The sequence below is a fragment of the Nocardia noduli genome (assembly GCF_019038455.1).
GTDB lineage: Bacteria > Actinomycetota > Actinomycetes > Mycobacteriales > Mycobacteriaceae > Nocardia > Nocardia noduli.
This window is the reverse complement of sequence record NZ_JAFMPL010000035.1, coordinates 15,164-41,207: the sequence shown is the minus strand read 5'-3', so window position 1 is coordinate 41,207 and position 26,044 is coordinate 15,164. Positions and strand designations below refer to the sequence as shown.

At 66.8% G+C, this 26,044-nt stretch carries 21 protein-coding genes; 9 read left to right on the top strand and 12 right to left on the bottom strand.

The features are described 5' to 3' along the window. Positions 1–1,107 carry an NAD(P)-binding domain-containing protein gene (locus tag JZ792_RS20005; protein ID WP_216912164.1) on the top strand — a complete coding sequence of 369 codons (1,107 nt, stop codon included), beginning with the start codon at positions 1–3 and terminating at the stop codon, positions 1,105–1,107. Here JZ792_RS20005 and JZ792_RS20000 read toward each other — a convergent pair whose 3' ends face one another. The 6 genes from JZ792_RS20000 to JZ792_RS19975 all read right to left on the bottom strand — a co-directional run bounded on the left by JZ792_RS20000 (position 1,108) and on the right by JZ792_RS19975 (position 8,738). After that, a complete protein-coding gene (locus JZ792_RS20000) occupies positions 1,108–1,959 on the bottom strand; it encodes an aldo/keto reductase (protein WP_216912162.1) in 852 nt (283 codons plus the stop codon). Between the two features lie 148 nt (positions 1,960–2,107). Next, positions 2,108–3,676 carry a carboxyl transferase domain-containing protein gene (locus tag JZ792_RS19995; RefSeq protein ID WP_216912160.1) on the bottom strand — a complete coding sequence of 523 codons (1,569 nt, stop codon included), beginning with the start codon at positions 3,674–3,676 and terminating at the stop codon, positions 2,108–2,110. 99 nt (positions 3,677–3,775) lie between these two features. Beyond that, positions 3,776–4,378 carry a GTP-binding protein gene (locus JZ792_RS19990; RefSeq protein ID WP_198654271.1) on the bottom strand — a complete coding sequence of 201 codons (603 nt, stop codon included), beginning with the start codon at positions 4,376–4,378 and terminating at the stop codon, positions 3,776–3,778. Continuing rightward, positions 4,359–4,733: a DUF742 domain-containing protein gene (locus tag JZ792_RS19985; RefSeq protein ID WP_109525302.1), complete on the bottom strand. Its 375-nt coding sequence runs from the start codon at positions 4,731–4,733 to the stop codon at positions 4,359–4,361. The genes JZ792_RS19990 and JZ792_RS19985 overlap by 20 nt, the downstream gene beginning before the upstream one ends. A 7-nt stretch (positions 4,734–4,740) precedes the next feature. Further along, positions 4,741–5,154, bottom strand: a complete 414-nt coding sequence (locus tag JZ792_RS19980) for a roadblock/LC7 domain-containing protein (RefSeq protein WP_011207200.1) — start codon at positions 5,152–5,154, stop codon at positions 4,741–4,743. Further along, positions 5,151–8,738, bottom strand: a complete 3,588-nt coding sequence (locus JZ792_RS19975) for a sensor histidine kinase (protein ID WP_216912158.1) — start codon at positions 8,736–8,738, stop codon at positions 5,151–5,153. The genes JZ792_RS19980 and JZ792_RS19975 overlap by 4 nt, the downstream gene beginning before the upstream one ends. A 317-nt stretch (positions 8,739–9,055) precedes the next feature. Here JZ792_RS19975 and JZ792_RS19970 point away from each other — a divergent pair, with 317 nt between their 5' ends. The 4 genes from JZ792_RS19970 (at position 9,056) to JZ792_RS19955 (ending at position 13,794) form a co-directional block, all read left to right on the top strand. Then, positions 9,056–11,098, top strand: coding sequence for an AMP-binding protein (locus tag JZ792_RS19970; RefSeq protein WP_216912156.1), 2,043 nt, complete (start codon positions 9,056–9,058; stop codon positions 11,096–11,098). Positions 11,099–11,220: 122 nt separating this feature from the next. Further along, complete coding sequence (locus JZ792_RS19965; RefSeq protein ID WP_216912154.1) at positions 11,221–11,607, top strand: hemophore-related protein; 387 nt, start codon at positions 11,221–11,223, stop codon at positions 11,605–11,607. A 100-nt stretch (positions 11,608–11,707) separates the two neighbouring features. Continuing rightward, complete coding sequence (locus tag JZ792_RS19960) at positions 11,708–12,415, top strand: response regulator transcription factor (RefSeq protein WP_216912152.1); 708 nt, start codon at positions 11,708–11,710, stop codon at positions 12,413–12,415. Continuing rightward, entirely contained in the window at positions 12,412–13,794 is a 1,383-nt protein-coding gene (locus tag JZ792_RS19955; RefSeq protein WP_216912150.1) for a sensor histidine kinase, read from the top strand. The genes JZ792_RS19960 and JZ792_RS19955 overlap by 4 nt, the downstream gene beginning before the upstream one ends. A 208-nt stretch (positions 13,795–14,002) precedes the next feature. On the opposite strand, the gene JZ792_RS19950 is transcribed toward JZ792_RS19955, so the two are convergent. Next, on the bottom strand, positions 14,003–14,839 hold the full coding sequence (locus JZ792_RS19950) for an LppX_LprAFG lipoprotein (RefSeq protein WP_216912148.1): 837 nt from the start codon (positions 14,837–14,839) through the stop codon (positions 14,003–14,005). A gap of 587 nt (positions 14,840–15,426) precedes the next feature. Between JZ792_RS19950 and JZ792_RS19945 the strand changes: the two genes are divergently transcribed. The 4 genes from JZ792_RS19945 (at position 15,427) to JZ792_RS19930 (ending at position 21,357) form a co-directional block, all read left to right on the top strand. Beyond that, entirely contained in the window at positions 15,427–16,818 is a 1,392-nt protein-coding gene (locus tag JZ792_RS19945; protein ID WP_308165368.1) for a fatty acid desaturase, read from the top strand. A gap of 184 nt (positions 16,819–17,002) precedes the next feature. Next, positions 17,003–18,115 carry a type III polyketide synthase gene (locus JZ792_RS19940; RefSeq protein WP_216912223.1) on the top strand — a complete coding sequence of 371 codons (1,113 nt, stop codon included), beginning with the start codon at positions 17,003–17,005 and terminating at the stop codon, positions 18,113–18,115. Between the two features lie 38 nt (positions 18,116–18,153). Then, a complete protein-coding gene (locus tag JZ792_RS19935; RefSeq protein ID WP_216912137.1) occupies positions 18,154–20,094 on the top strand; it encodes an ATP-binding cassette domain-containing protein in 1,941 nt (646 codons plus the stop codon). A gap of 90 nt (positions 20,095–20,184) precedes the next feature. Then, positions 20,185–21,357, top strand: a complete 1,173-nt coding sequence (locus JZ792_RS19930) for a YhgE/Pip domain-containing protein (protein WP_216912135.1) — start codon at positions 20,185–20,187, stop codon at positions 21,355–21,357. A 44-nt stretch (positions 21,358–21,401) separates the two neighbouring features. Here the strand turns inward: JZ792_RS19930 and JZ792_RS19925 are convergent, their stop codons facing one another. From JZ792_RS19925 to JZ792_RS19905, 5 genes are all read right to left on the bottom strand, one after another. Then, the gene (locus tag JZ792_RS19925) at positions 21,402–21,911 is read right to left on the bottom strand and encodes a DUF3558 domain-containing protein (RefSeq protein ID WP_254190080.1); all 510 of its coding nucleotides are present in this window, start codon (positions 21,909–21,911) and stop codon (positions 21,402–21,404) included. Positions 21,912–22,076: 165 nt separating this feature from the next. Further along, positions 22,077–22,634 (bottom strand): DUF3558 domain-containing protein, encoded by a 558-nt coding sequence (locus tag JZ792_RS19920; protein WP_216912131.1) that lies wholly within the window; start codon positions 22,632–22,634, stop codon positions 22,077–22,079. 146 nt (positions 22,635–22,780) lie between these two features. Further along, positions 22,781–23,140, bottom strand: a complete 360-nt coding sequence (locus tag JZ792_RS19915) for an FKBP-type peptidyl-prolyl cis-trans isomerase (RefSeq protein ID WP_216912129.1) — start codon at positions 23,138–23,140, stop codon at positions 22,781–22,783. A 61-nt stretch (positions 23,141–23,201) separates the two neighbouring features. Next, positions 23,202–24,506 (bottom strand): citrate synthase, encoded by a 1,305-nt coding sequence (locus JZ792_RS19910; RefSeq protein ID WP_216912127.1) that lies wholly within the window; start codon positions 24,504–24,506, stop codon positions 23,202–23,204. 210 nt (positions 24,507–24,716) lie between these two features. Continuing rightward, positions 24,717–26,012 carry an MFS transporter gene (locus tag JZ792_RS19905; RefSeq protein WP_216912118.1) on the bottom strand — a complete coding sequence of 432 codons (1,296 nt, stop codon included), beginning with the start codon at positions 26,010–26,012 and terminating at the stop codon, positions 24,717–24,719. Positions 26,013–26,044: the final 32 nt, after the last annotated feature.

Sequence of the window (26,044 nt, the reverse complement as noted above, 5' to 3'; positions counted from 1 at the left end):
GTGCCGACAGATTTCGACATCCTGGTGATCGGCGCTGGTCAGGCCGGGCTGTCGGCGGGATATCACCTGAAGCGACTCGGGTTGCGGCCGGAAGTGGATTTCCTCGTCGTCGACCACGCGCCCGGTCCCGGCGGCGCCTGGCAGTTCCGCTGGCCGTCGCTCACCCTGAGCACGGTCAACAAGGTGCACGATCTGCCCGGTATGTCCTTCGCCGAGACCTTGCCCGACGGATCCGACGACGTCGCGGCGGCGACAGCGGTACCGCACTACTACGCGCGTTACGAACAGCACTACGACCTGCGGGTACACCGTCCGGTCTCGGTCCGGGTCGTCTGCGATCGCACCGCCGACGGGCAACGTTGCGACGGCCGTGGCCAGGTGCTCGCCGCCGAGACCGACACCGAGGACACCATCCGGGTACGCGGACTGATCAACGCGACCGGCACCTGGGAGCACCCGTTCGTCCCGCGATACCCCGGTGCCGAGACCTTCGCTGGCCGTCAACTGCATACCCGCGACTACCGCGAGGCCGCCGACTTCGCGGGCGAGCATGTCCTCGTGGTCGGCGGCGGTATCTCCGCGGTGCAATTACTCGACGAGATCTCGCAGGTCACGACCGCCACCTGGGTGACGAGGCGCGAACCGGTGTTCCTCGACACCGAGTTCACCCCGCGGGCCGGGCGCGACGCGGTAGCCGTCGTGGAGGATCGGGTGCGACGCGGTCTGCCGCCGGGATCGGTGGTCTCGGTCACCGGTCTGCGGCTCGACGATCGGCTGCGCGCGGCGCGAGAACGCGGCGCGCTGCGGCGGCTGCCCATGTTCGACCGGATCGAACCCGACGGGGTCCGCTGGGCCGACGGGGGCTTCCAGCGGATCGACGTCATCCTGTGGGCCACCGGATTCCGCAGCGCGCTCGATCATCTCGCGCCGCTGCGGTTGCGCGGGCCCGGCGGCGGGATCACGATGGCTGGAAGCCTCGCCACCCGGGTCGCCGTCGACCCGCGCGTCCACCTGATCGGTTACGGCCCGTCGGCGAGCACCGTCGGCGCCAATCGCGCCGGACGCGCCGCCGCGGTGGAACTCACCCGATATCTGGCGACGAACTGATCACAGGCCCGCGGTCAGCTCGTCCGGATCGGGGCCGATGCGGCCGCCGCTGTCGAGACCGTCGATCGCGGCCATCTGCTCGCCGGTCAGCTCGAAACCGAAGACGTCGAAATTGGCGACGATCCGCGACGGGGTCACCGATTTGGGGATGACCACGTTCCCGAGTTGCAGATGCCACCGGATGATCACCTGCGCCGGGGTGCGCCCCACCGCCTCGGCGATGGCGGTGACCGCGGGATCGTCGAGTACCGTGCCCTGCCCGAGCGGACTCCACGCTTCGGTCGCGATGCCGTTGTTCGCGTGGAACTCACGCAGTGCGCGCTGGGCCAGCCGGGGATGCAGCTCGATCTGGTTCACCGCGGGGATCTCACCGGTTTCCGCGATGACCCGTTGCAGATGCGCCTCTGTGAAATTCGAGACACCGATCGAGCGGACCCGGCCGTCCTTCTTCAGCGCCTGGAAAGCGCGGAAGGTGTCGATGAATCTATCGGCCACGGCGACCGGCCAATGGATGAGATACAGATCGAGGTAGTCCAGTCCGAGCTTCTTCATGCTGACGTCGAAGGCGCGCAGCGTCGAATCGTAGCCCTGCTCGGAATTCCACAGCTTGGTGGTGACGTAGACCTCGTCGCGCGGTAGTCCGGATTCGCGGATAGCACGGCCGGTGCCCTCCTCGTTCCCGTAGATGGCGGCGGTGTCGATGCTGCGGTAGCCCGCCTCCAGTGCGGCCTGCACCACCGGGAACGCCTCGTCGGACGGAACTTGGAACACACCGAAGCCGAGTTGCGGGATCACGTTCCCGTCGTTCAGCACGATCGGTGGCACGGCGGAAGTCTCGCTACGGAAGGTCACCTCTTCGACCGTAGAAGTGTGCGCGCGAACCGTCAACGAGCGAGCGGGTGTGTTGGCCGGGTCGTTTCGCGCGATCGTGCCTGCTCGGATGCCTGCGCGGCCGAGGATTCGGGCGCGGTTCGGGCGTCGGCGGCCCGCGATGCCCGGTTCAGCGCGAACCGGGGACGCCGAGTCGGCGATACCGCGCCCCGCGTGAACGCCGCAGTCGCGCCGGGTCGATCGCGGTCAGGTCCGCCAGCTCTTCGGCGACGGCGCTGACCATGCGGTGGGCGAAATCGTGCGGTTCGTCGGCGGCGTCGGGCAATTCGGCCACGATCCGGTCCACGATGCCGTCCGCGCGCAGTTGCTCGGCGCCGATCCGTTGGGCGGCGGCCAATTCCGGAGCGTGGCCGGTATCCCGGTAGACGATGGCGCTCGCGCCTTCCGGCGGCAGCGGGGCGAGCCAGGCGTGCGTGGCCGCGAGCACGCGGTCCGCTGGCAGCAGCGCCAGCGCGCCGCCGCCGGTGCCCTGGCCGAGCAGCACCGCGACGGTCGGGGTGCGCACGGTCACCAGATCGGCTATGCACCGAGCTATTTCGGGAGCGAGCCCGCGTTCCTCGGCTTCTTTCGACAGCGCCGCGCCGACGGTGTCGATCACCAGGACCAGCGGTAGTCGCAGTTCCTCGGCGAGCGCCATGCTGCGGCGGGCCTCACGTAACGCGGCGGGGCCCATCGTGTTCTCGCCCCGCTGGTTGGAGCGGTCGTGACCGAACACGACGCACGGCCTGCCACGAAACCTGGCCAGCGCGAGTACGACGGTCCGGTCCGACTCGCCCTGTCCGGTGCCGCTGAGCGGGACGCGCTGGGTCACGTGGCGCAGCAGGTCGCGAATGCCGGGCCGATCCGGTCGACGGGAGGTCAAAACCGAATGCCACGTGTCGGTTTCGTCCTCGGGTGCGACGGAGCCGGATCGATGGGGCAACGCCTGAACGTCCGAATCACCTTTCACGGCAGCACTACTCGCCCGATCATTCGAAACTTCCGGTGCCACAACGCTATCCGCGATCGGAACACCACTGAACACGCTCAGCGCGCGGTGCGCGATACGACGGAAAACCGAGACGGGGACCACGCCGTCGATCACACCGCTGCGGTAGAGATTCTCGGCGGTCTGCACACCCTCCGGGAAATCCGCGCCGTACAGCGCCTTGTACACGCGGGGACCGAGGAAGCCGATGAGCGCGCCGGGTTCGGCGAAAGTGATGTGCCCCAGCGAACCCCAGGACGCGAAGACACCGCCCATGGTCGGGTTGCGCAGATACACCACGTACGGAAGGCCGGAGGTCTTGTGTTCGGCGACGGCACCGGCGATCTTGACCATCTGCACGAACGCGACGGTGCCCTCCTGCATTCTGGTACCGCCGGATGTCGGCGAGGCGATCAGCGGCAGGCCCAGTTCGGTGGCCCGCTCCACCGCGGCGACGATCCGCTCCGCGGCGGCCACCCCGATCGAACCGGCAAGAAATCCGAATTCGCAGGCGATGACGGCCACGCGCCGACCACGAAGCAGCCCTTCACCGGTCAGCACCGCTTCATCGGTGCCGGAGGCGACGGCGGCCTTGCGCAGATCCTCGCGGTACTGCTCGGATGCCGGTACCGCCAACGGCGGCCGGTCCCAGCTGACGAACGACTCCGCGTCGAGCAATTGCCCGAGCAACTCCCGCGCCGAAATCCGCATCGCGCGAGCATATCGGGCGACGCGTCACACCGGTGAGCGCGGATGTTCGACCGCACTCGAACCCGACGCCACGGACTACCGCCGCGTCGGGACCGAGTATCAGTAGCCCTGCATCACCTTGCGCAGGGCATATTCGGTGAGCGAGACGAGTGCCTGCTTGGCCGGTTCCCTGCGCCTGGCGTCGATGGACAGGATCGGGACATCGGCGGGGACCGCGAGGGCCTGCCGAATATCCTCGATCGGGTACCGCGGCGAATCATCGAATTCGTTGAGCGCCACCAAGAACGGCAGATTGCGCGCTTCGAAATAGTCGACAGCCGCGAAGCTGTCCTCCAGCCTGCGGGTGTCGACGAGCACCACCGCGCCGATGGCGCCGCGGATCAAGTCGTCCCACATGAACCAGAACCGGTACTGGCCCGGTGTACCGAACAGATACAGCACCAGATCATCGGCCAGGCTGATCCGGCCGAAGTCCATGGCCACCGTGGTGGTCGACTTCATCGGAATGCCGGTCAGATTGTCGATACCGGTACTGGCGTTGGTCACCAATGCCTCGGTGCGCAGCGGAACGATCTCCGAGACGGCACCGACCATCGTGGTCTTGCCGACACCGAACCCACCCGCGACCACGATCTTCGCCGAGGTCGGCTTGCTGGTGCGGGTGTCGACCTGCGCCGTCGAATCATATACGCCGGAGTCCACTGAGAACCCTTTCGATCAGCTCGCGACGTTCATCGTCGCTGGAATCGTCTTTCAAAGTCGCCGAAACGCGGACATGCCCGGCTTCGATGAGGTCTGCCACGAGTACTCGTGCCACGCCTATCGGAATACCCAAACGTGCCGCTACTTCAGCGACGGACGGCGATTCTCTGCACAACTCCACGATTGACGTCTCGATGTTGGTCAGTTCGAACTGCCGCTCCAGGGCGACCGGATGCGATGCCACGAGTGCCTCGAGCGCCAACTCGACCGCGGGCCTGGTGCGGCCCGCGGTCAGCGAGTAGGGGCGAACGAGACTGGGCTCGGAGCTTCCCATGCGGTGATCTTCTATGTCCATCCCACCATCAGGAACCCATCGTGACGCGCGGGGTGGCCTGCACCGTTTGACCCACACGTTCGACCAACAACGCCATCTCGTATCCGACCTGTCCGATATCGCAGGACGTATTGGTCAGAACAGCGAGGTAGGAGCCGTCGCCGACAGCCATCAACAGCAGGTAGCCGTGTTCCATTTCCACGACCGACTGCAGGACGGTGCCGCCCTCGAACAGATTCGAGACGCCGACCGAGAGGCTGGCAAGTCCCGCGGTCACGGCCGAGAGCTGTTCGGCGCGATCGACGGGAAGCTGAGCGCTCGCGGCCATGAGTAGTCCGTCAGCCGAGACCAGGACGGCATGAGCTACGCCAGGAACCTCGTTGGCGAAGTTCGAAACCAGCCAATCCAGCTGACGATTCGTACCACCTAGATCGGGGTTCATCGGTCTCCTTTATCTCCGGTTAGGTTCGGTGCCTTCATTGAGCGGCCGTCCTGGACGCCCTTTTGGTGGCGGCTCAGGCTCGACCTGATGGATTCCGGATCTCGGCGCGGTGCTCGATCCACAGCACCGTTGACGGCGCCGGGGACCAGCCTCCCGCCCGGATTGCGTTGCGGCAACCCAGCGGCGGTTTTTGTTTCGGCCTGTGCTTCGCTGGCCCGCCTCGCGGCTTGCCAGCCTTCGTCACCGGGTGAATCGAAGGCGGCTGCTACCTGGGACCGGTCCGGATTCGGATCCGAGAGCCACGACGACATCATCTCGGCGAAGATCGGACTGTCCATCGTCGCCCCCGTCTCGGCCGCCGGTTGCAGTCGAGTCTGGAAGAACGAGGCAGCCTTCTCCGGGTTGGAACGGTAGCTGTGCTTACCGGGATCGCGTACGCCCTGGCCGGTGTCGCCCGCGTCGGCGTCCGACGGCGCGGTCAGGCGATCCGATTGCGGCAGACCGACTCCGGGCGGCACGACCTCGCGCCGTGGGCCGTTCGCGCCCGGTGAGCGCTGCGGCAGACCCGTCGGGGTCTGCGCGCCCGGCTGACGCTGCGGCAGTCCGTTCCCGAGCGGCTCGCGGGTCGGCAGGCCACCGGACAGGCTGTCCAGTCGCTGACTCGCCGCGGGCTGACGCTGCGGCAGACCCGTCGGGGTCTGCGCACCGGGCTCACGTGTCGGCAGTGCTCCCGACGCGGGCTCGCGCTGGGGCAGACCGCCCGGCTGACGCTGCGGCAGACCACCGGTCCCCGCGTCGCGGGACGGAGCCCCGTTCGCACCCGGCGAGCGAGTGGGAAGCCCACTCGCGCCCGGCTCGCGCTGCGGCAGACCACCGCCGAGCGGTTCACGGGTCGGCAGGCCACCGGTGGGGGCGCCCTCCCTCGGCTGGTTCGCCGCGGGTTGACGCTGCGGCAGACCCTGGGGGATCTGAGCTCCCGGTTCCCGGGTCGGCAGACCACTCGCGCCGGGCTCCCTGGTGGGAAGGCCACCGACGGTCGGCTCGCGCGGCGGCATGCCGTTCATCGGACGCTGCGGAAGACCACCGGCGGCGGGATCGCGCGTCGGGGCTCCGTTGGCGCCGGGTTGACGCTGCGGCAGGCCACCGCCCGCCGACGGCGGACCACCGGCCGCGGGCACACCGTTGGCGCCGAGCTGGCGCTGGGGTAGCTCACCCGAGGCGGGTTCACGCGACGGCGGTTTCGCACCGCCCGCCGGTCCTCCGGGTCCCATCACGCTGGGCCCGCCCGGGCCACCCGGGCCACCGGGTCGTCCCGGACCCGCGGGTCCGCCCGGCCCACCGGGGCCGAGGTTGCGCTTGGGCATGTTCGCGGCGGCGAGTTTGCCGCGCTGAGGTCCCGGCGGCGGCGTCTGGCCCGGTGTCGGACGCAGGGTCGGACCGGACTGGGCCTGATCCGCGCCCTGTGACATCGCCGATCCCGGCTGACGCTGCGGCAGGCCACCGGCCGCCGACGGGGTCGGGGCACCGGGGCGCTTGGTGATCGGAATCGGACCGCTGACGCCCGGGTCGACGGTGACCATCATGTTGCCGCCCGGCGTGCGGGTGACCGCGCGCGTCTGCATGGACGATCCGGTCGACGGCCGCTGCGGGCCCGCCTGCTTGGGCGACTGCTGGACCGGACTCGGTGTGACCGGCTGCGCGCTGATCGGCTGACCGGCGACGATCAACCCGACGGGTACGTGCACCGTGACCGTGACGCCCGGGTCACGCGCGGTGTCGAAGGTCGGGCGCAGCCGCACGGTCAGACCGTGCCGCTCGGCGAGCCTGCCGACCACGAACAGACCCATGTGGCGGGCGGTGTCGGGGCCGGGCTCGGCGGTCTGCTCGAGCCTGCGGTTGATATCGGACATCTCGGCGGGCGGCATACCGATACCCCGGTCGGCCACCTCGATCAGCATGCCCTGGTCGTGGGCCTGCGCGAAGGTGAACTTCACGTCGGTCTCGGGCGGGGAGGCCCGCAGCGCGTTGTCGAGCAATTCGGCGAACAGGTGCGCCATGTCGGAGGCGGCGGGTTCCTTGAGCGAACCGCGCGGCGTCGCCCCCAGCTTGACCCGCTCGTAGTCCTCGACCTCGGAGATCGCGGCGCGCAGGACGTCGGCGATCTCGACCGGCGCCGATTTCGCGCGGCGCTGTTTGGTACCGGCGAGGATCAGCAGGTTGTCGCCGTTGCGGCGCATACGGGCGGCGAGGTGGTCGAGCCGGAACAGGTTCTCCAGCAGGCGCGGGTCCTTCTCGTCGTACTCCATCGCCTCGATGAGGCTGAGCTGATGGTCGACGAGGGATTTCGAGCGCCGTGCCAGGGTTTCGAACATGTCGTTGACCTGGGAACGCATCTGCGCCTGATCACTGGCAAGGCGCAGGGCCTGGCCGTGGATATCGTCGACGGCACGCGCCAGCTGGCCGATCTCCTCGGTGCTCCGTACCGGCATCGGCTCCAGCGGCACATCCTCCGGCGCGGCGCCCGCGCGCAGCTGGGCGACCTCGTGCGGCAGATCGCTCTCGGCCACGCGCAACGCCGCGAGGCGCAGTCGGTGCAGCGGCACGATCATCGACCGCGCGACGAACACCGCGAGCAGCAGCGCCGCGAGAATGGTGGCGATGACGACCGCGGTGTAGGTCCACGCGTCGGTGTTGGCCTTGCTGGACAGCGCGTTCATCGAGGTCTCGATGTCCTTGGTCGCCTTCGCGACGACACGCTCGTAGACATCGACGCTGCTGGTCATCGAGGCCTTCGACTCGCCGAGCGGGATCCGGCCCGCCTGCGCTTCCGGACTCGTGATGAGGTCGACTCGGGTCTGCACGCCCGCGCGCAGGTCCGCGATGGCGGTGTCACCGTCGGGGAACCGGTGCGCGAGCACGTTCAGCATCTGACGTTCGGTCGCCGAGGCGACCAGGAAGTTCTGGAGCGAGTCCGGCTGACGCTTGAGGATCTCGGCGAACGCGGCCAGCTCACCGACGACGGTGGCGCGGGTGTTGAGCGCGTCCACGAGCCGCAGTCGGGCCGCGTCGGTGGCGGTATCGCTGACCTGGGAGACGGTGGTCTCCACGATCCGCACGCTGAGGTTACGGATCCGGTCGATCGCGTCGATCGATTCCGCCGACGTGGCGGCGGGGGCCTTGCCCTTGGTCCGCAGCGCGCCCGCCTCGGTGATCATGTTCTCGAGCATCGCGCGCGACTCGGGCCGGGTCTTCAGCTTGGTCGTGGCCGACTGGGCCCTGGTGATGGCCTCGTCGAGGTCGCTCAGGTCCTTGTCGGTCACCACGGTCTGGCCGTTGAGTGAGACCAATTGCGAACCGGCGACCGTCGCCGAGGCAGCACTCAGCCCGGTGACGGCCGGAATCGCCTCGATGTTCTCGGCGACGGCTTCCAGCCGCTGCGCGTTCGAGAACTCGGCGGTAATCCTCGACACGCCGAGGCCGACCGCGACGGCAAGCGGCACGGCGAGAACCGCCGTAACCTTCCAGCGCAGGTCCCAATTGCCGAGCGCCCAGCGCTTACTGCCGGGCCTTGCGGCGTCACGCATCTCCCACTCACTTTCCAAACTGGCCCCAACCCGCGCCATCAGCGAGCCTCCACAATCGCATGCTGGCTCGACGGTTGGAGCTGGCCGAGAACTGCGGCTGGCCGAGAAATTGCGTCTACGACGGCCCAAATAAGTGACATCAGATTCTAACGGATCAGTAACAGCTTGGGTGACATCCGGTAAGGCTACGGGCCTTGACCTGCCTTTTCCAGACAAACCCAAAGGTCGTGCCACCCGCCCGGGCGTCGCGTGAAGTCTGCCACAATCATGCAGATCTATCGAGGCGGGCATCGAGGCGAGGCTAGGGAGTCACGAGTTTGAGCGTGAAGCACGAGTACCGGCCGGTCTATCAGACCAGCCTGGTCGACCCTGCCGAGTTCTGGACAAGTGCTGCTGAGGCCATTGATTGGGACGTCGCGCCCACGCAGATTCTCGATACGACCGCACGTCCCGTCGCCAGGTGGTTTCCCGACGCCCGTCTCAATACTTCGTTCAACGCGCTCGATCGCCACGTACTCGGCGACGCCGACGGAGTGGGCAGCCGCGCCGAACAGCCCGCGCTGATCTACGACTCCGCGATGACCGGTGCCAGGGGCGTATACACCTATGCCGAACTCCTGCGCGAGGTTTCGATATTCGCGGGGGCCATGACGCGCCTCGGCGTCACGTCCGGCGACCGGGTCGTCATCTATTTGCCGATGATTCCCGAAGCCGTCATCGCGATGCTGGCGTGCGCACGAATCGGCGCGGTGCATTCGGTGGTGTTCGGCGGCTTCGCCGCACCCGAACTCGCGGCCCGAATCGATGACGCCGAACCGGTTTTGATCATCACCGCCTCCGGTGGCCTCGAACCCCATCGCAAAATCGAATATCCGCCGATCGTGTTGCGCGCACTGGAAATAGCGGAGACGAACGCGCCACGCGCGGTGATCGTCAAACAGCGCAAGCAGTTCCAGACGATCAATTTCCCCGCACCGCAGGAGGCGACGGAATCGCTGCCGAGTTCGAGCGAGACCATCGCCGCGCGATGGCTCGATTGGGACGACGCGGTACTCGACGCCGAACCCGCCGATCCGGTATCGGTCGCCGCGACCGATCCGCTCTACATCCTCTACACCTCGGGGACGACGGGTAAGCCCAAGGGCGTCGTCCGCGACAACGGCGGTCACGCCGCCGCTCTGGCCTGGTCCATGACCAATATCTACGACGTCGGCCCGGGACAGGTGATGTGGGCCGCATCCGACGTCGGCTGGGTCGTCGGCCACTCCTACATCGTCTACGCGCCGCTGCTCGTCGGGGCGACCACCCTGCTCTACGAGGGCAAACCGGTCGGCACCCCGGACGCGGGCGCGTTCTGGCGCGTGGTCGCCGAACACAAGGTGCGGGTGCTGTTCACCGCGCCGACCGCGCTGCGCGCCATCCGCAAGGCCGACGCCGAGGCCACGCTGGCCTCCCAGCACGACCTGTCCTCGCTGCGTGCGCTGTTCTGCGCCGGTGAGCGGCTCGATCCGGCGACCTACGAATGGGCGACCACGACGCTGCTGGCCGACCGGCCTGACTGCCCGGTGGTCGATCACTGGTGGCAGACCGAGACGGGCTGGCCGATCTGCGCGAACCCGCTCGGGTTGCAGCAGCTGCCGATCAAATCGGGGTCGTCGTCGGTGCCGGTTCCCGGCTTCCGGCTGCGGGTGCTCGACGCCGAGGGCAACCCCGTCCCCGCCAACACCGAGGGCAATATCGTCATCGGGCTACCCCTGCCCCCCGGGGCGCTCACCGGCCTATGGCAGGACGAACCGCGTTTCGTCCGCTCCTACATGTCGGCCTTTCCCGGCCACTACCTCACCGGCGACTCCGGTTACTTCGACGACGACGGCTATCTCTACGTCCTCGGCCGCAGCGACGACGTGATCAACATGGCGGGGCATCGACTGTCCGCGGGCAGTATCGAGGCCGCCATCTCCGGGCATCCCGCCGTCGCCGAATGCGCGGTCATCGGTCTCGCCGACGAACTCAAGGGTCAGCGCCCGGTCGCCTACGTGGTCCTCAAGGAGGGCGTCGAGATCGCGCCCGCGCGGCTGCGCGAGGAACTGACCGTCCGGGTGCGCGAACAGATCGGCCCGATCGCCACCCTGCACGACGCGATCATCGTCTCGGCGCTGCCCAAGACCCGCTCCGGAAAGATCCTGCGCAAGACCATCAGGCAGATCACCGCGGGCGACGACTACGACATTCCCTCCACCATCGAGGACCCCGCGGTGCTGGTCGCGCTCGCCGATCAGATCCTGTCCGGACGCACGCCGATCGCGCCGATTCCCTCGTCCGCCGACACCACCGACACCGATCCGGTCCCCCCCGCTTGACTCGGATCGATCGCCGGCGGTCTCTCTCATAGATCTCTCAGAAACAGTTCAACCGGGTGCCAGCGCGACCCCATAGCGTCGACGGGGTAATTCGTTAACACGAACCGTTATCTGGAGGCACAATGAAGCGTTTTCGCAGCCGTACCACCCTCGCCGCTCTCGCCGCGGGTGGTGTCGCGAGCGCGGCGGTACTCCTGAGTCCCGGCATCGCCGCGGCGGCGCCGAACGATCTGGTCGCGCCACTGCTCAACAGCGACTGCACCTTCGCCCAGGTCGACGCCGCACTGCACGTCGAGTCGCCGCAGCTGGCCGCGTTGCTCGACGCCAACCCCAGCCAGAAGGCCGAATTGCAGCGCTCGTTCGACCAGCCCGTCGAACAGCGTCGCGCCGAGTTGCAACGCCGCATCGATGAGAACCCGGAAGCGGCCCAGCAGGCGCAGAACGATCCGCGCGCGGCCGAACTGGCCGAGACGATCGCCACCGTGGCGGCGGTCTGCCACAACTACTGACCCGGTTTCGGGCACGCCAGACTCCAGCCTTCCGCCGAACCACCGGCCCGGTGCGAGACTCTTGATGACACCAACGACCGGCGAACGCGGAGAGGCGACAATGCCCGAGGTGACTACGACCCCGACCGTCCTCGTCGTCGATGACGACGAGGACGTGCTCGGCTCGGTCGAGCGTGGACTCAGGCTTTCCGGATTCACGGTGCTCGTCGCCCGTGACGGAGCCGCGGCGCTGCGCAGCGTGAACGAGCACGCGCCGGACGCGATCGTGCTCGATATGAATATGCCGGTACTCGACGGCGCGGGCGTGGTGACCGCGCTGCGCGCCCTCGGCAACGAGGTGCCGATCTGCGTGCTCAGCGCGCGTGCCTCGGTCGACGACCGTATCTCCGGTTTGGAGTCCGGCGCCGACGATTACCTGGTGAAACCCTTCGTGCTCGCCGAACTGGTGGCGCGTATCAAGGCGTTGCTGCGCCGCCGCTCCGACACTCCCCCGACCCCGACGCCGGGCGCGATCACCGTCGGTCCGCTCGAGATCGATGTCGACGGCTACCGCGCGATCCTGCGCGGCGAGGAAATCGAGCTCACCAAGCGGGAATTCGAACTGTTGTCGACGTTGGCGCGCAACACCGGCGTGGTGCTCAGCCGGGAGCGGCTGCTCGAACTGGTGTGGGGCTACGACTTCGCGGCCGACACCAATGTGGTCGACGTCTTCGTCGGGTACCTGCGCCGCAAACTCGAGATCGATGAAACCCCCCGGCTGCTGCACACCATTCGCGGGGTGGGGTTCGTCCTCCGGGCGCCTAAATGACCTCGGCTCCGAAGCCACCGGAGCGACGACGACGGCGGCGACGGACCTTCTCCCTGCGCACCAGGGTCGCGGGAGCGGCGGCGATGGGCGCGGTGATCATCGTGACCCTGCTCAGCCTGATCAGTATTCGCGCGATCGAGCGCAACAACCTCCAGCAGAGCGATCAGCAACTCGCCCTCGCCTCGCGTCTGGTCCTGATCGAACCGGTCATCGCGGTCGGCCTGGTCGGCCTCACCGGACTGAACAATCAGATCGCGGTGACGGTGCGGGAGAACGGTTCCGTGCTCGCGAGCAGTACGACCGAGTTGCCCGACCTGCCGACCGGTTCGCATACCGCCGAGGTGAACGGCACCCCCTATCGCATTCTGACCACGACCGAGAACCAGCCGCAGGGCCGCACGGTCTCGCTCGGGATTCCGGCCGAGGAGGCCGCGCGAGCGACCGAGGAGCAACAGCGCTGGGTGCTCGCCGGAGCGCTGCTCGCCATCGCCGCCACGGCGGGGCTCGGATGGTTGCTGGCGGGTCGCGCGGTGCGCCCGATCGTGGATCTCACCCGTCAGGTCAGCGCCCACAGCGCCTACCCCGAAGCCGACGATCCCCGTCCGCCCGTGGACGGTTCGGGTGTACGCGAGGCCGAGAAACTCGCCGACGCAGTCAACACCATGTTGGCGCGCGTCGACCAAGCGCAGTCCCGAACGGCCGCCGCACTGGAGACCGCGCGCGATTTCGCCGCCGTCTCCGCGCACGAATTGCGGACCCCACTCACCGCGATGCGCACCGATCTCGAAGTGCTGACCACCCTGGACCTGGACGAGGCCCAGCGCACCGAGATCCTGGCCGACCTGCAACGCAGTCAGGGACGCGTCGAGACAACCCTGGCCGCGCTGGAACGGCTGGCGACCGGCGATCTGACCAACGCCCGCGATCATGTCGACACCGATGTCGGCGATATCTGCGACCAGGCCGCGCACGACGCCATGCGCCACTTCCCCGGTCTCACCGTCGATATCGACACCGACGCCGAATTGGTGACCCGAGGTCTGCCCGCCGGTCTGCGTCTGGCCGTGGACAACGCGCTCGCCAACTCCCTCAAACACGGCCGCGCCACCCGAGCGCTGGTCTCGGCGCACCGCACCGCGCCGGACCGCATCGTGATCACCGTCGACGACAACGGCCGCGGGGTGCCCGCCGAGGAACGCGAGGCGGTCTTCGAGCGGTTCTTTCGCGGCAGCCAGGCCAGTAAGGGCGGATCGGGACTCGGCCTCGCCCTGGTCGCCCAGCAGGCCCAGTTGCACGGCGGGCGCGCGTATTTCGCCGACAGCCCGTTGGGTGGAGCCCGCCTGGTGCTCGAACTTCCGCAGCGCGGCACACGCGGCTAGCGCACCGCGCGCGCGACCATCGCCCAGAGCCATCCACAGCTGTCCACAGCTGTCCACAGCATCGACGGAGGGTTACACCACAACTCGACTCCGGCGAACCGCGAGTTATCCACAGACACGCGAAAACCGGCCGGGTGCACGGTAGACGGCGACCGCCGGACTTCCGCGCACCCGACCGGTTTCTCAGCCGAGAGTTACTGCTACGCAATTACCCCTGGGGCTTGGTGACGGTGACCGGCTTGGCCCAGTCGGACAGCGTCACGTTGATCGATCCGTCGCCCTTCTTGATGACCGCGCGGACCAGGTTCGGGCCTGCGCCGGTCGAGGGAGCGGCCGACGGCTGCACCGACTCCGAACCGCTCGGCGGCGCGACATCGGCGATGTAGAGCGTGATCGGGAGCGAGCCGCCACCGTCACCGGACTTCGGCACGATCGGGTCGATGACCGAGGCGTCGATGGTTCCGCTCACCTTGACGACCGCGGTGCCCTCGATGGTCTCGCGACCTTCGACCTTCGGGTTCTGCACCTTCGCGATGACATTGGCCAGGCCCTTGTCCTTGTCGAGGATGACGCCCGGATCGTAGATCTTCTCCGACGGACCGAGATCGGCGTACTTGCCGTCCTCGAGCTGCGCCCACATGGACTTGTCGACGACGACGAACTTCGCCTTGATGAACGGCGCGTCCGGCTTGGTGCGGACCTTCGCCTCGCCCTGGGCGGCACCGGCGCCCTGCGGCTGGTTGGTCACGTCGGCGGAGACCGTCTCGACCGGCAGGTTCGGGATGTTGGTGACGGCCAGGTTCAGGTGGACCGCCTGCAGGGTCTGGGTGGTCTTGGCGGATTCCTGCACGATCTGGGCGGCTTCCGGCAGCGGGCCGGTCGCCGTCGCCGCGGTGGAGGTGGTGCTCGAATCGTCCGAGCCACAACCGGTCACGACCGCCGCGAACAGCGAGGCCGCGATCGCGACGGTGCCGAATCGCACCGGCGAGAGCCTGCCGATTCGAGGTTTGAGAGTTGTTGAAGTGCGCGTTGACAAGTCACTCATGTTCTGCCCCCAGAGAGTGCATATGGTCCATCGACCAGGGTTGAAGCCGGCAGCTTCTGCTGTCGGCTGAGTCGTAGTATGCAGCACTTCACCTGACGGGGAAGCTGTCCCGATTGACCGGGTCCATGCGGCCGACCCTTGGCCGAACCACGGTCTGGAACTGCTGCGGGCGCCGACGATACCCTGTGATCGGTCTTCTCGCATAGATCGGGGGCGAACCCGTCGCGATCGCGAACCGGGTTAAGGGATTGTTTAGTGAGACGTTAGGCGCTGCAAGCACGATACTGTCCATGAGCATTCGGACGGCAGGTGCGACCAGGGGAAATACCCCGGATCAACCGACTATCGCGCCCCGCACACTTCGCGAGGAATGCCTCGAAAAACCTCCGGCCGGAAGCGATACGGCCGTCCGACCGCGAATCAGCAACGAAGGAACACCGATGACGAACACCCAGCCCGACGTGGATGAGAAGGCCACAGCCGAACAGGTCGCCACAGTGCCGATCACCGCGGAACAGGGCACCGCCGACCAGGCAGCAGACGAACAGGAATTCCGTCGGCCTCCGGCTCCGGACGGCCCACCGCCGATCTCGAACGTGTGGGTGTACAACGGCAAAGCCTACGACCTCAGTGACTGGATCTCCAAGCATCCCGGCGGCGAGTTCTTCATCGGACGTACGAAAAACCGTGACATCACCTCGATCATCGGCTCGTACCACAAGAATCCCGAAGCGGTCGAGCGGATGTTGCAGCGGTACTCGCTGAACCGCGACGCCCTCCCCGAGGACATCCATCCCACGAACAACGCGCCGGACTTCCTGTTCAACGAGGGTTTCGACAGCTGGCGCGACACCCCGAAGTACAGCTTCGACAACAAGGAAGACCTGCTGCACAAGGTCAAGGCGCGGCTGCGGAATCCCGAGCTGGCGGCCCGGATCAAGCGCATGGACACGATCTTCAACATCGTCGTCGCGCTGCTGGCCGTCGCCTACTTCGCGGTCCAGGGTCTGCGACTGGCCGAACCGGGTTGGATGCCGCTGCCGATCTTCGTGATCGCGATGGTGCTGCTGCGCAGTTCGCTGGCGGGCTTCGGCCACTACGCGATCCACCGTGCCCAGAAGGGCATGAACAAGGTCTACACCAACGCCTTCGATTTCAACTACGTGGCGCTGGCGTTCGTCACCGCCGACGGCCACGCGCTGTTGCACCACCCGCACACCCAGAGCGAAGTCGACATCAAGAAGAACGTCTTCACGATGATGATGCGGGTCCCGCGGCTGTACCGGATACCGATCCACACCATCCACAAATTCGGGCACACGCTCACCGGCATGACCATCCGACTGCTCGACGTCTGCAGGCTGACGCGAAAAGTCGGCGTCAAGGAGATGTACGGGACGTGGGGCGGCGCGCTGCCGCATTTCATCGGATCGTTCGGCGTGCGATTCCTGCTGGTGGCCGAATTGGCGCTGTTCATCGCGGCGGGTGACTTCCTGGCCTGGGCATTGCAATTCGTGTTCTCGCTGTGGATCAGCACGTTCCTCGTCGTCGCCAGCCACGATTTCGAGTTGGAGACCGAGGAACTGCACACCGATACCGAGGACTGGGGCGTCAACCAGCTCGAGCAGGCGTACGACCTCAAAGTCGTCGGTAACCGCTACGTCGACTGCTTCCTCTCCGCCGGCCTGAGTTCGCATCGCGTCCACCACGTCCTGCCCTATCAGCGCAGCGGATTCGCCAATATCGCCACCGAGGACGTCCTGCGCGAGGAGGCCGCGAAATTCGGGGTGGAGTGGATTCCGGCGAAGAGTTTCTTCACCGACCGGTTCCCGAAACAGATCAGGACCTATCTGCTCTCGCGGTCGGACGAGGCCAAGGAGCGCGATTGGGGCTTCGTCCGCGAGCACTGCTCGCCATCGGCTCTGAAGACCTGCGCCGTCTACACGGTTCAGGGGTTCACCGGAATCGGCACGGTCTGACCCGATTCCGATTCATATCAACAGTTCGTCCGCCACGTCATCCACTCGCAGGCGGTGAGTTCAACACATTTATTTCGAAAGGTAGAGAGTCGTGTCTGTAACGATCGAGGAAGGCAGCGTTCGCAGCCTGGGGACAACCCGCCACCTGGCGGATGGGGAGCACGGGCACGATCTCGCCGAGCGCATGATGCCGCCGGCGCCGCCGATCACCGTGGGTGTGATCGAAAGTATCGCGACGGGTTCGCCCGCACAGGTATTCGACCAGGCCGCGGCCGCCGGACAGGTGGCCGAGTTGTTCGGCGACGAACGGCAGCGGACCAGGATCGCCCGCATCTATCAGAAGACCAGAATCGACACCCGTCGCCTCGCGGTCGATCCGCTCGACCCCGAATTCCTGGAATACAGCCGCAAACCCGGCACCATCCGCGAGCGGATGAACCTCTTCTACGAGCACGCGGTTCCGCTGGCCGTGGATGTGGCCGGACGCGCGGTCGCCGGCATCGAGGACAAAACGGATATCGGGCTGCTGGTCTTCGTCACCAGCACCGGCTTCATCGCCCCGGGGGTCGATGTCGCCGTGGTCAAACAGTTGGGCCTCTCGCCCAAGGTCAGCCGCGTCGTCGTGAACTTCATGGGCTGCGCCGCCGCGATGAACGGTATGCGCACCGCCGTCGATTACGTTCGGGCGCACCCGGACAAGAAGGCGATGCTGATCTGCATCGAGTTGAGTTCGGTCAACGCCGTGTTCGACGACGATGTCAACGATGTCATCACCCACAGCCTGTTCGGCGACGGGTGCGGCGCGGTGGTCATCGGCACCAGCCAGGTCCACCAGCCGCTGAAGCCGGGCAGTGTCGTGATCCGCGACAGCTTCAGTCATCTGCTCGACGACGCCGAGGACGGCATCGTGCTCGGGGTGAACAACAGCGGCATCACCTGCGAGCTGTCGGAGAATCTGCCGCAGTACATCTACAACGGCGTCGATCCCGTGGTCACCGAGGTCCTCGCGGCCAACGGATTGCGCAAAGCCGATGTCGACCTGTGGGCCATCCACCCGGGTGGACCCAAGATCATCGAGGAGTCGGCGCGCTCACTGGGCCTCGCGTCCGAGACGGCGGCCCTGAGCTGGGACGTGCTGGCCGAGCACGGCAACATGCTGAGCGTCTCGCTGATCTTCGTGCTGGAACGCATGATCGCGCAGACCGAATCGACCGGCCCGATCTCCACGGGCGTGGCGTTCTCCTTCGCGCCCGGCGTCACGCTCGAAGGCATGATCTTCGACATCATCCGCCGGTGAACCCCACCTCACCGGCATCCTGAGAAAGCACAGAAACCATGCAACTCATCAGATTCCTCATCTCCATCTCCTGGGTGCGGATCGTGGGCGTGATCGCCACGGGCCTCGTGGCGGGTGCGGCCAACACCTACCTGGTGACGCTGATCAACAGCGTCGTCTCTCCCGAGCCGCGCCCCGGTGACCTGCTCCAGCGCTTCGCGCTGACCGGTCTGGTCCTTCTGGTGAGTGGCTTGATTTCCCAGATCCTGCTGATCCGCCTGGCCCAGGACGCCATTTTCCGGCTGCGGGCGGATCTCAGCTCCGGGGTCGTCTCGGCCCCGCTCGAACACCTGGAACGTCTGGGCACGCATCGCCTCATCGCGACGCTCACCGAAGATGTCCGCTCGCTGTCGCAGGCGGTGACCGCGATCCCCGCGATCTGCATCGACGTGGCGACGATCGTCGGCTGCTTCATCTTCCTGGCGATCCTGTCCGGCCCGATCTTCGCGATCACGGTGGCGGGCACGCTGATCGGCATCGCGTGTGTCGAACTGTTCCTCAAGCGGGTTCGGGCCATCTACCACCACGCTCGGGAGAACGAGGACCTGCTGCTGCGCTCGTTCCAGGCCGTGACGCTCGGTATCAAGGAACTCAAACTGCACCGGGGCAGGCGCCGGGATTTCATGGACCGCCACCTGCTCGGGTCCGCGGAGACCTTGCGCGCGCAGAACGTCGACGCCAGCACCAAATTCTCGGTCGCCCAAAGCCTCGGCCAGATACTGCAACTCGGCACCATGGCGCTGATCCTGTTCGGGATCGCCGCCACGCTCGATCTGCCACGTGACGTCGTGGTCGGCTATGTCCTGGTCACCACCTTCCTCGCGATGCCGATGCAGAACTTCATGCACCGGCTCCCCGACCTGGTACGCGGTGATGTGGCGCTGGCGAAGATCCGCACCATGAACCTGTCCATGGAGACCCAGCACAACGAGGAGCAACTGCCCTTCACCGACCGTCCCGCCGCCACCGAGGCACGCCTCGAACTGACGAACGTCACCTACACCTACGCCGGTGAGCCCGTGCCGCCGTTCCCGGAGGGGCTGGGCGGACCGCCGCCCGGTGGCGGACATCCCGCCTCGGCGCCTTCCGGTGACGGACATCCCCCGCATCCGGACGAACCGCGCGTCGGCGACGGACCCCGCGAAGGACATCCGGTCGGGCCGCCTCCGGGTGGCAAACCTCCGAAGGGCCGTCACGGTGGGCCGCCGCCGCACGGTGGACACCATCGCCCGCCGCCCGGCGCGGGTCCGGGCGGGCGACCGGATGTCAACGGCCGCAAGCGACTCGACCACGGAGCCCACGGTCGGCAACCGGCTCCGGTCGGCGCGCCCGCCGCCCTCGCCGGCGAGGAAACCTCCGGATTCCAGCTCGGCCCGATCGACCTGGTCTTCGAGCCCGGACAGATCACCTTCATCGTCGGCGGCAACGGCAGCGGCAAATCGACGCTGGCGAAACTGATCACGGGACTCTATGTCCCGAGGTCGGGATCGGTGGCGCTGAACGGCGAGAAGATCGATCACGAGAACATCGAGTGGTTCCGGCAGAACTCCTCGGCCATCTTCAGCGATTTCCATCTGTTCGAGGACTACCTCGGATTCGATCGGCCCGGTATCGACGCCGAAGTGCACCGCTACCTCGAGGAATTGCAGATCGCGCACAAGGTGACCGTGCGGGACGGGAAACTGTCGACGATCGCGCTGTCGCAGGGACAGCGTAAACGGCTGGCACTGTTGACCGCACTGCTGGAGGATCGCCAGATCTATCTCTTCGACGAGTGGGCCGCCGACCAGGAACCCCGGTTCCGCGAGGTGTTCTACGACGAGATCCTCGCCGATCTCAAGCGGCGCGGGAAGACCGTCATCGTCATCACGCACGACGACCGGTATTTCGACCGCGCGGATCAGCTCGTCAAACTGGATTTCGGTCACGTGGCCGTCTGATCGGTGATTCGGCGAATGCCTTGCGGCCCTTACCGAATCCACAGAGAAAGCCCAGCGTAAGCGCAAGTTCTCACCCATAATGTCAGCGGGGTGATCGGACAACGCGCCCGCTGGGCCTTCCTCGTCTCCGCGATCTTCGTTTCGGGCGCCCTCGTCGGCGCGCTCACCGCCTGTTCCGGAACCACGCCGTCTCCGTCCACGATAGCGCTGGTGAACACCGATACCGGCCCGATCGGCGCGCGTATCGCCCAGGCGATAGAGCAGGACGGCGGCGGATTCGAGTGGGCCGTGGTCGCACCGGGTGCGGCGGATACCGACGATTACGCGGCGGTGATCACCCTGCCCGCCGATCTCACCGAGGCCATGGGCACCCTCGCGAGCCCGAACCCCCGGTATGCGGAGGTCAGGGTCGCTACGAATGAAGCCGCCGACGAGGACCTGGTGCGCGAGGCGACCGACCGGGTCACCCACCGCATCGGGGCCGCGGGGGTGGACGCCGCACTCGCCGCCGTCAGCCAGGCCAGATCCCAGCTCAGCGGGGTGCAGTTCACCGCCCAACTGCTCGGGGCGGGTGTGAACGCGGCCGCCGCCGGTGCCGACCAGTTCAGCGGCGGCGCGGAACAATTGCTCGGATTTCTCGATTTCGCGAAAGAGGGTTCGGCGCAACTCACCTCGGCCATCGCGATCCTCAACGAGACGGTCGATGGTGCTGCCGCACAGGCGAATCAGCTCGCGGCCGCCCTGGATTCGACCGATGTGACGATCGCGCAGGTCCAGCGGACCGCGACCGGTGTGAGCTCCGGACTCGACCAACTGCTGCCGCTACTGCGCGCCCTGCCCTTCGCCGGTGATCCCGCACTCGCCGACATCATCGCGAAACTCGACGGTCTGCGGAATGTCTCCGGCCAGGCGGGCGCCCAATTGGACGGTCTCGACCAATTGGTCGGCGGCGCGGTGGATCCCGAGACCGATCTCGCAACCCTCCTGCGCACCGTCGTCGGCCGGTTACAGGGCGCGAGCGCGCAATTGAACGAGGGCGCGAAACTGGCCGAGGGCCTGCCCGAACTCGCCGACACCGGCGGAGCCCAACTCGTCGACGCGATCGGGCAGCTGACCAGCGGCGTCAGCCAATTGCAGAGCGTCGTAGGCACTCTGAACACCCAGACCGGCAAGGCGATGGAGACGCTTCCGATGCGCAGCAACGCCCAGCAGTCCGCGATCGCCCTCGCTCTCACCGATCCGGTCCGGATCGTGCGGGAGTGAGTTCGACACCGCCGCGCCCCCGCATCCGCACCGTCACATCCGGATCACGCGCCTGCGGGCAAGGTCGGCACCACCTTCTCCGCCAACGCCAATCCGAGTTCGCAGGTATCCAGTTCCCCGGTCAGCAGGCTGGATCGCGGATTGTCGACATCGAATTCGAGACTTCCGCCCTTGATCTCCACATTCACGGTGCAGACCTCGGGACCGCGAGCCTCGCTCCGGTGCGCGATCGTCGCCGACCTTCCGCCGACCGTCGCGTCTCGGCCCATGGTGTAGAAAGTCTTGCGCACGAAGGGCAGAGTCATATTCGTCATCCGAATCGACACCGAATATCCGTTGTTCTTGACCCATTTACACCCTCGCCACCGCACCCCGTCCGACGCGTCCGCATCCGCCGGTCCGGTACCGCGTAAGCGCTCCGAACTCAATACGCCCTGCGGAACATCCGCGCACGGGTGGTACGACTCGGGCGGACTCGTCTCCAGCCCCAGACTGTTCACCGATTTCGCCGCCTCCCCTGAATCTCCCTCCGATGCCCCACAACCCACCGCCATCAGCGTTGCGATCACAAGACCGACGCTCGCGACAACCCGCATATTTCCCCCGATTCCCCTGCACGGCTTGCACTTCCACGCCGACTATAGGCACAACGAAGCGGCGCTCACACGGCAAACGAGCGACAACGACGAGTACTCCTGGTCACTCTCCGGCGAGGACGATCACGCGCCCGCGGGCAGCGTCTGTACGACCTTCTCCGCCAGGGCCGATCCGAGTTCGCAGGTGTCGATCGTCCCCGTCACCGCGTTCGACGGCGGATTGTCGAGATCGAATTCGATACTCCCGCCTTCGATCTGGACGTTGATGGTGCACACCTCGGTGCGGCGGGCCGCGTCACGGCGCGCGATGGTCGCGGGCCGCCCCGCCACCATCGCGTCCCGTCCCCCGTCGTAGAAGTTCTTGCGCACGAAGGGCAGCGTCATATTCGTCATCCGGATCGACACGGTGTATCCGTTGACCTTCTTCCACTGACACCCTCGCCACTGCACCCCGCCCAACGCGTCCGCGTTCGCTATCCCGACGGCGCGCAGCCGCTCCGAAGTCAACGCGCTCTGCGGAACATCCGCGCACGGATCGTAGGATTCCGGCGGACTCGCCTCCAGCCCGAGACCGTTCGCCGAATGCACCGCCGACGACGTTCCCGGATCCCCACCCGGTGACCCACAACCCACCGCCACCAGCGCGCCGACCACCAGCCCGACGCCCGCGAGCACCCGCATCCTGTCCTCGTTTTTCCCTGCACGGCTTGCATGTCCACGGCGACTATAGGGCGCAGGACCCACCTTTCGCGCCGTGTACAACCCCCGCTACGAACGACGAACGGCCCGTGCTCCACTGGGGAGCACGGGCCGTTCGGGTGCCGGGGTCAGGCGGCGTTGATCAGATCGATCACGAAGACCAGTGTCTTACCGGCCAACTGGTGTCCCGCACCGGCCGGACCGTAGGCGAGCTCCGGCGGGATGGTCAGCTGGCGACGGCCGCCGACCTTCATGCCGGGGATGCCGTCCTGCCAGCCCTGGATCAGGCCGCGCAGCGGGAAACTGATGGATTCCCCACGGCTCCAGGAGGAGTCGAATTCCTCGCCGGATTCGAATTCGACGCCCACGTAGTGCACCTCGACGGTGCCACCGGGTACGGCTTCCTTGCCTTCGCCCTCGATGATGTCCTTGATCACGAGTTCGCTGGGCGCGGGGCCTGCCTGGAATTCGATCTCCGGCTTGGTCATTCGGCTATCTCCTTCGATAGATGAGTGTGTGCGGAACTTGATCGTGTTCTGACGCCGGGTCTCAGCGGTTGTCGATACCGGCGTAATCGCGTGCGCCGTAACCGGTGTAGACCTGACGCGGGCGGCCGATCTTGAGCGGCTCGCTGTGCATTTCCCGCCAGTGCGCGATCCAGCCGGGGAGCCGGCCCATCGCGAACAGGACGGTGAACATGCGGGTCGGGAAACCCATCGCCTTGTAGATGACGCCGGTGTAGAAGTCGACGTTCGGGTACAGCTGACGGGAGACGAAGTACTCGTCGGTGAGCGCGGCTTCCTCGAGCGCCTGGGCGATATCGAAGAGTTCGTCGTCGCCGCCGAGTTTCTGCAGGATGTTGTCGGCGTGCTTCTTGGCGATCGCGGCGCGCGGGTCGTAGTTGCGGTAGACGCGGTGTCCGAAGCCCATGAGCTTCACCCCGTCTTCCTTGTTCTTGACCTTGCGGATGAACTCCTTGACGTCGCCGCCCTGGGCCTTGATGTCGTCGAGCATCTCCAGCACGGCCTGGTTGGCGCCGCCGTGCAGCGGACCCCACAGGGCGTTGATGCCGCCCGAGACCGAGGTGAACAGGTTCGCGTCCGACGAGCCGACCAGGCGCACGGTCGAGGTGGAGCAGTTCTGCTCGTGATCGGCGTGCAGGATGAGCAGCATGTCCAGCGCCGCGGCGACCTCGGGATCGACCTCGTACGGCTCGGCCGGGAACCCGAAGGTCATGCGCAGGAAGTTCTCGACCAGGCTCAGCGAGTTGTCCGGGTAGAGGAACGGCTGGCCGACCGACTTCTTGTACGAGTAGGCCGCGATGGTCGGCAGCTTCGCCAGCAGTCGGATGGTCGACAGTTCGACCTGCTCGGGATCGCGCGGGTCAAGCGAGTCCTGGTAGTACGCCGAGAGGGCGTTCACCGCGGAGGAGAGCACCGGCATCGGGTGCGCGTTGCGCGGGAAGCCGTCGAAGAACCGCTTGAGATCCTCGTGCAGCAGGGTGTGCCTGCGGATCCGGTCGGTGAAATCGTCGAGCTGGGCCTGCGTCGGTAATTCACCGTAGATCAACAGATAGCTGACCTCGATGAAGGTCGAGGTGCCCGCGAGCTGCTCGATCGGGTAGCCGCGGTAGCGCAGGATGCCCTGTTCACCGTCGATATAGGTGATCGCCGACTTGGTCGACGCGGTGTTGGTGAACCCGGGGTCGTAGGTGACGTACCCGGTGCTGGCCAGCATTTTGCCCAGGTCGACGCCGTCGTTACCTTCGGAGGCTTGGGCGATCTTCATCGCGTATTCGCCGCCGGGGTAGCTCAGCACCGGCTTGGCGTCGTTGATGTGGTCTTTTTCGGGCACGGAAGGATCCCTCTCAGGCTAGGACCGTCGGCATCGAAGTGCGGTCGGCACGGCGGTGCGATTACCTAGACGCTAGTCGCTGTCCACAGGGCCCGACGACGAGGGTGCCCGCCGGAGAACCTCACAAACATACTTCTCTCACGTGAGCATATTGCGTTCCGACGTCGAATGTGCTGGCGGATGCGACACGGTGTCACGGCTTCTCGGCGTTCACTCGATCCGTGTCACGACGGGCTCCTGCCGAGGTGAGCGCGTCACCGTGTATCGGACGAAGGCCGGGAAGGCGAGAGCCGCGAGCACCACACCGATGACGGCGAGAACGCCGCCACCCGCCGCCGCGACCGCGGTACCCAGGCTCGCGGCGGCAAAACCGTGGGCAACATCACCGATGCGCGGCCCACCGGCGACGATGACGATGAAGACGCCCTGTAATCGGCCACGCATCTCGTCGGTGGTCACCGCCTGGAGCATGGCGATGCGCAACGCGGCCGACACCATGTCGACCGCGCCGCCGAATGCCGAGCACGCCAGGGCGATCCACAGTCCGACACCGATCCCGAGGCCGTGCCCGGTCAAGCCGACCGCGGCCCCGAAACCGATCATCGCCACACCCCACAGCGCGATACAGACCACGACGGCCAAGCCCTGTCGCCGCACGTGGGAGATCCATCCGGAGAACACCCCGCCGAGCACCGCGCCGACGGACATGGACGCGAACAACAGGCCCAGTGCCACGCCGCCCTCGGCCGGGTCGTGGAAGGTTTCGTGCGCGATCTGCGGGAACAGCGCCCTCGGCATGCCGAACACCATCGCGATCACGTCGACGAGGAACGAGGCGAGCAGGATGCGCTGGGTCGCCAGGTAGACGAAACCGTCGAGCACGGTGCGCAATCCGGCGGTGCGCGCGTCACCGGTCGGCGGGATCGCGGGCAGTTTCCACACCGCCCAGATGGTGGCGAGCAGCGCGACGGCATCGATCAGGTAGAGCGTGGAAAGGCCGACGACCGGGATGAGCACACCCGCGAGCACCGGTCCCGCGATCGCCCCGGTCTGCTGCACCGTCATGCTCAGCGCGCTCGCCGAGGCGAGGTGTTCGGTCGGAAGCAGGCGCGGGATCGCGGCGCTGCGGGTCGGCTGATTGACCGCGAACAGCGCCTGCTGGGCGGCGAAGAGCACCAGGATTACCCAGACATTGTCCAGTCCGGCGGCGGCCTGGGCCCAGAAGGCGAGCGCGGTCAGGCCGGTGCCGACATTGGTGATGAGCATCAGCCTGCGCCGGTCCATCACATCGGCGAGCGCACCGCCCCACAGGCCGAACACGATCAGCGGAACCAGGCCGAACAGGCCGGCCAACCCGACGTATCCGGAACTGCCGGTGATCTGGAACAACTGCTGCGGCACCGCGACCACCGCGAGCTGCGCTCCGATGACGGTGACGATATTGCTGGTCCACAACCGTCGGAAATCCGGATAGCGCAGCGGGGTGGTGTCGGCGAGCAGTTTCACCGGCGGCAGCGTAGTGACGCGATCAGCGGCGC